This is a genomic window from Neisseria sp. P0021.S005 (genome assembly GCF_051956955.1).
Genome location: NZ_JBQCWY010000126.1, coordinates 1 through 7,198, shown reverse-complemented (window position 1 = coordinate 7,198; position 7,198 = coordinate 1). Strand labels below are relative to the sequence as shown.

The following is a 7,198-nucleotide window of genomic DNA, read 5'->3' as shown; positions in this document are numbered from 1 at the left end:
AATCAGCAATACAATGATTTTATTTTTATTCATAACAATCTCAAAAAAAATGCCCGATTCTGCATCGGGCATATCAACTATTTAGAAAGGATATTTATCACGAAAACGTGAGCCGCTATTATACACGTTTCGTAAAATTTTAAGGGAATTTTACGCCAAAGGCCGTCTGAAACTTTTCAGACGGCCAGGATACTCAACGGCGGTATTTCATTTCAGTCTTCATATCGTCCAAAATACGTTTGACGTTGTGTTCCAATACATCCTCCACCAAGCCAGGCGCCTGCTCGTTCAGCATTTGCTGCAACTGGTAAGTGAACAAGGCCATTTGTTTTTGCACGGCAATCCGAATCATGCCGTTGACCGCATCGGCCACATGGGGACGCAAACGCTTAATCAGACGCTCGGTCAAATCCTTTTCAGAAACACAGAATACTTCCCGACGGCCAATCGCCTGCGGGTTCAATACATTGATATGGACATTGATGGCCGGTTCTTTTTCAAGGCCGTCTGAAACCGCCTCTTCAGCCGCTTGCGCATCATCATTTTCCGGTTTTTCAGTTTCTTCCACTTCAGGCGCATCAAAATCTACGGCACCTGATTTCGGATTCAGTCTGACAGTGCGGGTGGATTCAATATGACGCTCTGAAGCCGCGGCCTGCAATGCCGATTGCGCGCTCAACCAGTTGTCCTGCAAAACCACCATCGCATCGGTTTCCACTGCTTCGCCATCGTCTGCAAGGGCAGTATTGTGTTCCAACTGCCAGCGGTACAAATATTCTTCCAATACTTTTTCACGATTGTCCGCATCTAATTTATATTCTTTTTTAGACGCGGTTTTGGGCGCAACATCGACAGCGTCGTCCGATTTTTTGACCAATGGCGCATGAGTCGGCGCAGTATTGAATTGTCGTGCCTGACGCAATCTTTCCAAGCGTTTTTCCCAATTCAGATCTTCTTCCTCGAGGGCTGTGGGGTCAAGACGGTTGTTTTCCATAATAATCTCGTTTTTTCATTTTTATTGTGAGCCGCATTCAAACCTAAAATCACTTGAAATACGGCCGATGGTTGGACATATCCGGCAAGCCGGCGCAAGCGTCACATTTTAATATTAATTCGCTATATAATCACTATTTTATTTAATACTCAAGGATACATCATGAGCAGCATCGAACAACGCCTCGAATATCTGGAAGAGGCCAACGACGCTTTGCGTATGCAAAACCACGTCCTCGCCACCGCCCTCAAAGGCCTTATCCGCTCCCTGCCCTCTGACATGGCCAACGATGCCGTAGAATCCATCCAGCTTGCCTTTGAAGACGCGTTGGCGGAATTGAGCTATGAAGACAGCCCGCACACCGACCTTTTCCATGACGTAACCTACGCATTTTTCCGAGAAAAAGACCACTGATTTCGGCTAGTTTGTTCACAAAATTATGCTAAACTAAGATTTTATCCGTTAACATTTTATTAAGAAAGCACATATCATGAACATGAAAAAATGGCTGGCCACTGCCCTCGCTTGTTCCGCCCTTGCCCTGACTGCCTGCGGCGGTCAAAGCAACAATGCCTCTGCTCCTGCCGATAAAGTGTACCGTGTCGGCTCTAACGCCGAGTTTGCCCCATTTGAATCTTTGGATTCTGCCGGCAAAGTGGAAGGTTTTGACGTTGACTTGATGAATGCCATGGCCAAAGCCGGCAACTTCAAAGTCGAATTCAAACACCAGCCATGGGAAAGCCTCTTCCCTTCGCTGAACAACGGCGACGTGGACATCGTTATGTCCGGCGTAACCATCACTGACGACCGCAAACAAAGCATGCTCTTCAGCGACCCATACTTTGAAATTACCCAAGTCGTCCTCGTTCCGAAAGGCAAAAAAGTATCTTCTTCCGAAGACCTGAAAAACATGGCCAAAGTCGGCGTGGTAACCGGCTACACCGGCGACTTCTCCGTTTCCAAACTCTTGGGCAACGACAATCCGAAAATCGCCCGCTTTGAAAGCGTTCCCCTGATTATCAAAGAATTGGAAAACGGCGGTTTGGATTCCGTAGTCAGCGACAGCGCAGTCATTGCCAACTATGTGAAAAACAACCCGACCAAAGGCTTGGATTTCATCTCCCTGCCTGACTTCACCATCGAAAACTACGGTATCGCTGCACGCAAAGGCGACGAAGCAACCATCAAAATGTTGAACGATGCGCTGAAAAAAGTACGCGAAAGCGGCGAATACGACAAAATTTACGCCAAATACTTTGCTAAAGAAGGCGAAAAAACCGAAGCAGCCAAATAATCCGGTATGACTTCTTAAACTAAAGGCCGTCTGAAAACTTTTCAGACGGCCTTTAATCTGTTTAACTCAATTAAACGCAAGCGTCCCCTATAATCCACTTGTTTTTATCCTTCAAATGAAAGATACGTCATGATCAAACCCCTTATCCTCAGCCTCGCTGCCGCCACTGCTTTGGCCGCCTGCTCCGCTTCTGAAAAACAAGAATCTCCTAAGGTCGGCGTGGCCAATCCTGCTTCTGAATTCTGCGTCAAACAAGGTGGCAAATCCGAAATCAAAAAAGATAAAGACGGTGGTGAATACGGCGTGTGCCACTTACCTAACGGTACCGTTGTCGAAGAATGGGAATATTTCCGTCAACACAACAAATAATTGCTCAATCATAGAAAAGGCCGTCTGAACCCAAGTTTCAGACGGCCTTTTTATTTAAACAACGATTATTTTACTTCCAATTTGGTCACGCCGCCCATATACGGTTGCAACGCAGCAGGAACATTAATGCTGCCATCGGCATTTTGATGGTTTTCCAATACCGCCACCAAAGTACGGCCGACTGCCAAGCCTGAGCCGTTCAAAGTATGCACCAAACGGTTTTTACCGTTTTCATCTTTGAAACGCGCTTTCATGCGGCGAGCTTGGAAATCTTCGCAGTTGGAACAGCTGGAAATTTCGCGGTAAGTGTTTTGCGCAGGAACCCAAACTTCCAAGTCGTAGGTTTTAGTTGCGCCGAAACCCATGTCGCCGGTACACAAAGTGATCACGCGGTATGGCAGTTCCAACGCTTTCAAAATATTTTCAGCGTGGCCGACCATTTCTTCCAGCGCTTCGTATGATTTTTCCGGATGAACGATTTGCACCATTTCCACTTTGTCGAATTGGTGTTGGCGAATCAAGCCGCGCACGTCTTTACCGTATGCGCCCGCTTCGGAGCGGAAACATGGGGAATGCGCAGTTAATTTCAACGGAAAATCACTGCCGGCCACGATGCTGTCGGCAACAGTATTGGTCAGCGTTACTTCAGCAGTCGGAATCAGATATTGCGTTTTCTTACTCTCATCACCGCCGCGGGTAACGTGGAACAAATCTTCTGCAAATTTAGGCAGTTGACCCGTACCTTGCAGGGTCAGGTCATCCACAATGTAAGGCGTGTAATGTTCGGTATAGCCGTGTTTCAGCGTGTGCGTATCCAGCATGAACTGAGCCAAAGCGCGATGCAGACGGGCGATTTGACCTTTCATGACGGTAAAGCGCGCGCCGGACAGTTTCGCACCGCCTTCAAAATCCAAGCCCAAAGGCTCGCCCAAATCAACATGGTCTTTGATTTCAAAATCAAATTCGCGCGGCGTGCCCACTTTGCGGACTTCAACGTTTTCAGTTTCGTCTTTACCGACAGGCACACTTTCGTGCGGCAGGTTCGGAATGCTCAGCAGCCAAGCATCCAATTCTTTCTGAACGGCATCCAAATCAGCGGCAGCCTGCTCCAAATCCGCCTTGATTTGGGTAACCTGATCCATCGCAGCTTGAGCCTCTTCGTGTTTGCCTTGACCTTTCAACGCACCGATTTGTTTGGAAATACTGTTTCGTGAAGCCTGCAACTCTTCTGTTTTCACTTGAACGGCTTTACGTTGCTCTTCCAAAGCGTTGAAACGCGCGGTATCAAACTCGTAACCGCGTGCGGCCAAACGTTCTGCAACTGCGGCGGTATTGCTGCGGAGCAATTGGATGTCTAACATTGTTTTCTCTCGTTAAGATTCAGAATGGCATTATTGTAAACCAATTTAAAGATATTTTCACAGCGACAGGCCGTCTGAAAACAAAAAACGCCCCTGAAAAAAGCAGGAGCGTTTTTTAAGAATTTTGGCACGCCCACGGGGATTCGAACCCCGGTTGCCGCCGTGAAAGGGCAGTGTCCTAGGCCTCTAGACGATGGGCGCGTAACCGAAGCGCGAACTATACAGAAAGCCTTTTCTTCTGTCAACGCCTTTACTGCATTTTTAAAGGTGCTGCCGATTTCCGTATGTTATTTTCCCTGTATAATGCCGGTTTTAATAAAAAGGAAAACTCGCCATGTGGTTTAAGCAAATCAGTTTTTATCCGCTCAACAAAGACAAATTGCCCGAATTGGAAGTCCTTGCCGACAAATTGGCGCAATCCGAATTTGCCCATTGTCAGGGTTTGGACTGGTTTAGCGAAGGCTTTGCCACGCCGGTTTCCTTTTCGCCCGAGCTGGTTTTCCCTGCCGATTACACTTGGCGTGTGGCCCTGAAAAAAGAAGAAAAAGTCCTGCCTGCCGGCGTCATCCGTGATATTTTGGATGAAAAGGTTTTGGAAATCCAAAACAACGAAGCGCGCAATGTCGGCCGCAAGGAAAAACAAGAACTGAAAGAACAGATTACTGACGACCTGCTGCCCCGTGCCTTTACGCGCAGCAGCCGCACACAGGTGATTTTCGACACGCGCCACGGGTATCTTTTGGTCAACAATGCCGCATCTGCCAAAGCGGAAAATATCCTGACCAAACTGCGCGAAGCCTTGGGCGGCCTTGAAGCAGCCCTGCCCAACACCAAACAATCGCCCTCCTCCCTGATGACCAGCTGGCTGCTGCAAGGCCATTGCGAAGGCGGTTTTGAATTGGACAGCGATTGCGAACTCAAAGGCGTAGGCGATGTTGTCCCGGTCGTCAAAGTTTCCAAACAAGACCTGACCGCCGATGAAGTGGTACAACACGTCAAAAACGGCAAAACTGTTACCCAGCTGGGCTTGGTATGGCGAGAACAAATCGCATTCATCCTTACCCAAGACTTTACACTCAAACGCATCCAGTATCTGGACGTTTTGCAAGAAGAAGCGGAAAGCAACGGCGACGATGCCGCCAGCCTCGCCTTTGCCTCGCAAATCCTGATGACCGAAGCCATCAGCACCATGTTGGAAGAACTGGTTTCTTATTTGGGCGGCTGGCAAGAATAATTTTTCAGACGGCCTTTTGATTGGGAAATATCAAAGGCCGTCTGAAATATAAATAGAAGTATCAGAAAGGATGTCATGATGTTGGGCGCAGTCATTGGCGATATTGCCGGATCAAGATTTGAGTTTGACAACTACCGTCACATCGATTTTGACATTTTCAGCCCCGACAGCGACTTTACTGATGACACGATTTGTACTGTTGCCATCGCCGATTGGGTTTTACAAGGCTGCAACGATCATTTAGCCTCTATTTTACAAGGCTGGTGTAGGGCATATCCCTACCCTAAAGGCGCATATGGCGGCCGCTTTTCACAATGGATAGAATGGAAAGATCCAGAACCTTATAATAGCTGGGGCAACGGCTCGGCCATGCGTGTTTCTGCCGTTGGCTGGGCATTTGCCACATTGGAAGAAACCCTGCATTTTGCCGAACAATCCGCCGCCGTAACGCACAACCATCCGGAAGGCATTAAAGGTGCACAAGCTGTAGCCGCCGCCATCTTTTGGGCGCGTACCGGCATCGGCAAAGCGCAAATCAAAGAAGACATTACACGACAATTCGGCTATAACTTGAGCCAAAGTTGCGACCAAATCCGGCCGCATTATCATTTCAACGAAAGCTGTCAAGAAACCGTACCTCAAGCAGTTACCGCCTTTCTTGAAAGCGATGATTTTGAACACGCCATCCGACTGGCAGTTTCCCTGGGCGGAGACAGCGATACTTTAGCAGCCATTACCGGCAGTATTGCCGAAGCCTACCATGGTATCCCTGCATCCATGCGCGAACACGCTTTAGCCATATTGCCACGCCGTATTGCTGAAACCCTGCTGACTTTTGAATCCCAATATCAGGCCGTCTGAAACTGCCTGCAAAAAGGAATGAATGATGAAATACCTCGCCCTACTCCCTATCGCCTTCATGCTGGGTTCGCCTGCCATTGCCGAAACCATCAATCCTTATCAGGAAAAAGGTTGCGTTTACGATGGCGATGTCGGCAAAGACGGCAAACCATCCGGCAAAGGCACATGGAAATGCCAAGACGGCCGCAGCTATGTCGGAGCCTTTAAAAACGGCAAATTTGACGGCAAAGGCGTATATACCGTTTCCAGCAACAGCGAAACCTTTATCGAACCTTTCTCCTCCAACAGCGCCAAATTACGCAATATGACGCTGGAGGGCGTGTTCAAAAAAGGCAGGGCGCACGGAAACTTTACCGCCTCCCAAAACGGCACACCAGTCTTCATCATGAAATGCGAAGACGGTATGATTAAAGAAGTCAAACTGCCTAAGAAATCTGCTTCCAAAACCAAATAAACAGCCTTTCAGACGGCCTTATCCATCTTCTAGGCCGTCTGAAACATCAATGAACAAGCCTGCCTATAAGGCTGTTGTGTTGATTTTAAAGAATTTCCAAACAACCCTTACCCCAGGACAACCACCATGAGCATTAAATCCGACAAATGGATACGCCGCATGGCCGAAGAACACGGCATGATTGAGCCGTTCGAGCCCAACCAAATCAAAGAGGCCAACGGCCAACGCATCATTTCCTACGGCACATCCAGCTACGGCTACGACATCCGTTGTGCTAATGAATTTAAAATCTTCACCAATATCAACAGCACCATCGTCGACCCGAAAAACTTCGACCCGAAAAACTTCGTTACAGTCGAAGACGACTGCTGCATCATTCCGCCCAACTCCTTTGCTTTGGCGCGCACAGTCGAATATTTCCGCATCCCGCGCAACGTCCTAACCGTCTGCTTGGGCAAATCCACCTATGCTCGCTGCGGCATTATCGTCAACGTTACCCCGTTCGAGCCAGAGTGGGAAGGCTACGTTACGCTTGAGTTTTCCAACACCACCCCCCTGCCTGCCAAAATCTATGCCGGCGAAGGCGTGGCTCAAGTCTTGTTCTTTGAAAGCGATGAAGTCTGCGAAACTT

At 48.3% G+C, this 7,198-nt stretch carries 9 protein-coding genes and 1 tRNA gene; 7 read left to right on the top strand and 3 right to left on the bottom strand.

Going from position 1 to position 7,198, the window contains the following annotated elements:
- Positions 1-193 precede the first annotated feature (193 nt).
- Positions 194-994: a hypothetical protein gene (locus tag ACTHUE_RS08730; RefSeq protein WP_004521101.1), complete on the bottom strand. Its 801-nt coding sequence runs from the start codon at positions 992-994 to the stop codon at positions 194-196.
- Between the two features lie 162 nt (positions 995-1,156).
- Here ACTHUE_RS08730 and ACTHUE_RS08725 point away from each other — a divergent pair, with 162 nt between their 5' ends.
- The 3 genes from ACTHUE_RS08725 to ACTHUE_RS08715 all read left to right on the top strand — a co-directional run bounded on the left by ACTHUE_RS08725 (position 1,157) and on the right by ACTHUE_RS08715 (position 2,657).
- The gene (locus ACTHUE_RS08725; RefSeq protein ID WP_003680526.1) at positions 1,157-1,408 is read left to right on the top strand and encodes an NGO1151 family protein; all 252 of its coding nucleotides are present in this window, start codon (positions 1,157-1,159) and stop codon (positions 1,406-1,408) included.
- A gap of 76 nt (positions 1,409-1,484) precedes the next feature.
- On the top strand, positions 1,485-2,288 hold the full coding sequence (locus ACTHUE_RS08720; RefSeq protein ID WP_004521100.1) for a basic amino acid ABC transporter substrate-binding protein: 804 nt from the start codon (positions 1,485-1,487) through the stop codon (positions 2,286-2,288).
- Between the two features lie 129 nt (positions 2,289-2,417).
- The gene (locus ACTHUE_RS08715) at positions 2,418-2,657 is read left to right on the top strand and encodes a putative hemolysin (protein WP_004521099.1); all 240 of its coding nucleotides are present in this window, start codon (positions 2,418-2,420) and stop codon (positions 2,655-2,657) included.
- A gap of 65 nt (positions 2,658-2,722) precedes the next feature.
- On the opposite strand, the gene serS is transcribed toward ACTHUE_RS08715, so the two are convergent.
- Together serS and ACTHUE_RS08705 are read right to left on the bottom strand one after the other, a co-directional pair.
- On the bottom strand, positions 2,723-4,018 hold the full coding sequence (serS, locus tag ACTHUE_RS08710; protein WP_004521097.1) for a serine--tRNA ligase: 1,296 nt from the start codon (positions 4,016-4,018) through the stop codon (positions 2,723-2,725).
- Positions 4,019-4,143: 125 nt separating this feature from the next.
- Positions 4,144-4,219, bottom strand: a tRNA-Glu gene (locus tag ACTHUE_RS08705).
- A gap of 133 nt (positions 4,220-4,352) precedes the next feature.
- Here ACTHUE_RS08705 and ACTHUE_RS08700 point away from each other — a divergent pair.
- The 4 genes from ACTHUE_RS08700 to dcd form a co-directional block, all read left to right on the top strand.
- Positions 4,353-5,252: a recombination-associated protein RdgC gene (locus ACTHUE_RS08700; protein ID WP_004521096.1), complete on the top strand. Its 900-nt coding sequence runs from the start codon at positions 4,353-4,355 to the stop codon at positions 5,250-5,252.
- A 78-nt stretch (positions 5,253-5,330) separates the two neighbouring features.
- A complete protein-coding gene (locus ACTHUE_RS08695) occupies positions 5,331-6,113 on the top strand; it encodes an ADP-ribosylglycohydrolase family protein (RefSeq protein WP_039862574.1) in 783 nt (260 codons plus the stop codon).
- A gap of 22 nt (positions 6,114-6,135) precedes the next feature.
- Entirely contained in the window at positions 6,136-6,567 is a 432-nt protein-coding gene (locus ACTHUE_RS08690; protein ID WP_004521094.1) for a hypothetical protein, read from the top strand.
- Between the two features lie 126 nt (positions 6,568-6,693).
- Positions 6,694-7,198, top strand: a 505-nt coding sequence (gene dcd / locus ACTHUE_RS08685) for a dCTP deaminase (RefSeq protein WP_440423292.1), incomplete at its 3' end; no start/stop codon positions are given.

Bases quoted from the DNA above. Each gene is read 5' to 3' on its own strand.
- ACTHUE_RS08720 (WP_004521100.1), top strand. From the start codon at position 1,485: ATGAACATGAAAAAATGGCTGGCCACTGCCCTCGCTTGTTCCGCCCTT.
- ACTHUE_RS08725 (WP_003680526.1), top strand. From the start codon at position 1,157: ATGAGCAGCATCGAACAACGCCTCGAATATCTGGAAGAGGCCAACGAC.
- ACTHUE_RS08715 (WP_004521099.1), top strand. From the start codon at position 2,418: ATGATCAAACCCCTTATCCTCAGCCTCGCTGCCGCCACTGCTTTGGCC.
- ACTHUE_RS08695 (WP_039862574.1), top strand. From the start codon at position 5,331: ATGTTGGGCGCAGTCATTGGCGATATTGCCGGATCAAGATTTGAGTTT.
- ACTHUE_RS08730 (WP_004521101.1), bottom strand. From the start codon at position 994: ATGGAAAACAACCGTCTTGACCCCACAGCCCTCGAGGAAGAAGATCTG.
- serS (WP_004521097.1), bottom strand. From the start codon at position 4,018: ATGTTAGACATCCAATTGCTCCGCAGCAATACCGCCGCAGTTGCAGAA.
- ACTHUE_RS08690 (WP_004521094.1), top strand. From the start codon at position 6,136: ATGATGAAATACCTCGCCCTACTCCCTATCGCCTTCATGCTGGGTTCG.
- ACTHUE_RS08700 (WP_004521096.1), top strand. From the start codon at position 4,353: ATGTGGTTTAAGCAAATCAGTTTTTATCCGCTCAACAAAGACAAATTG.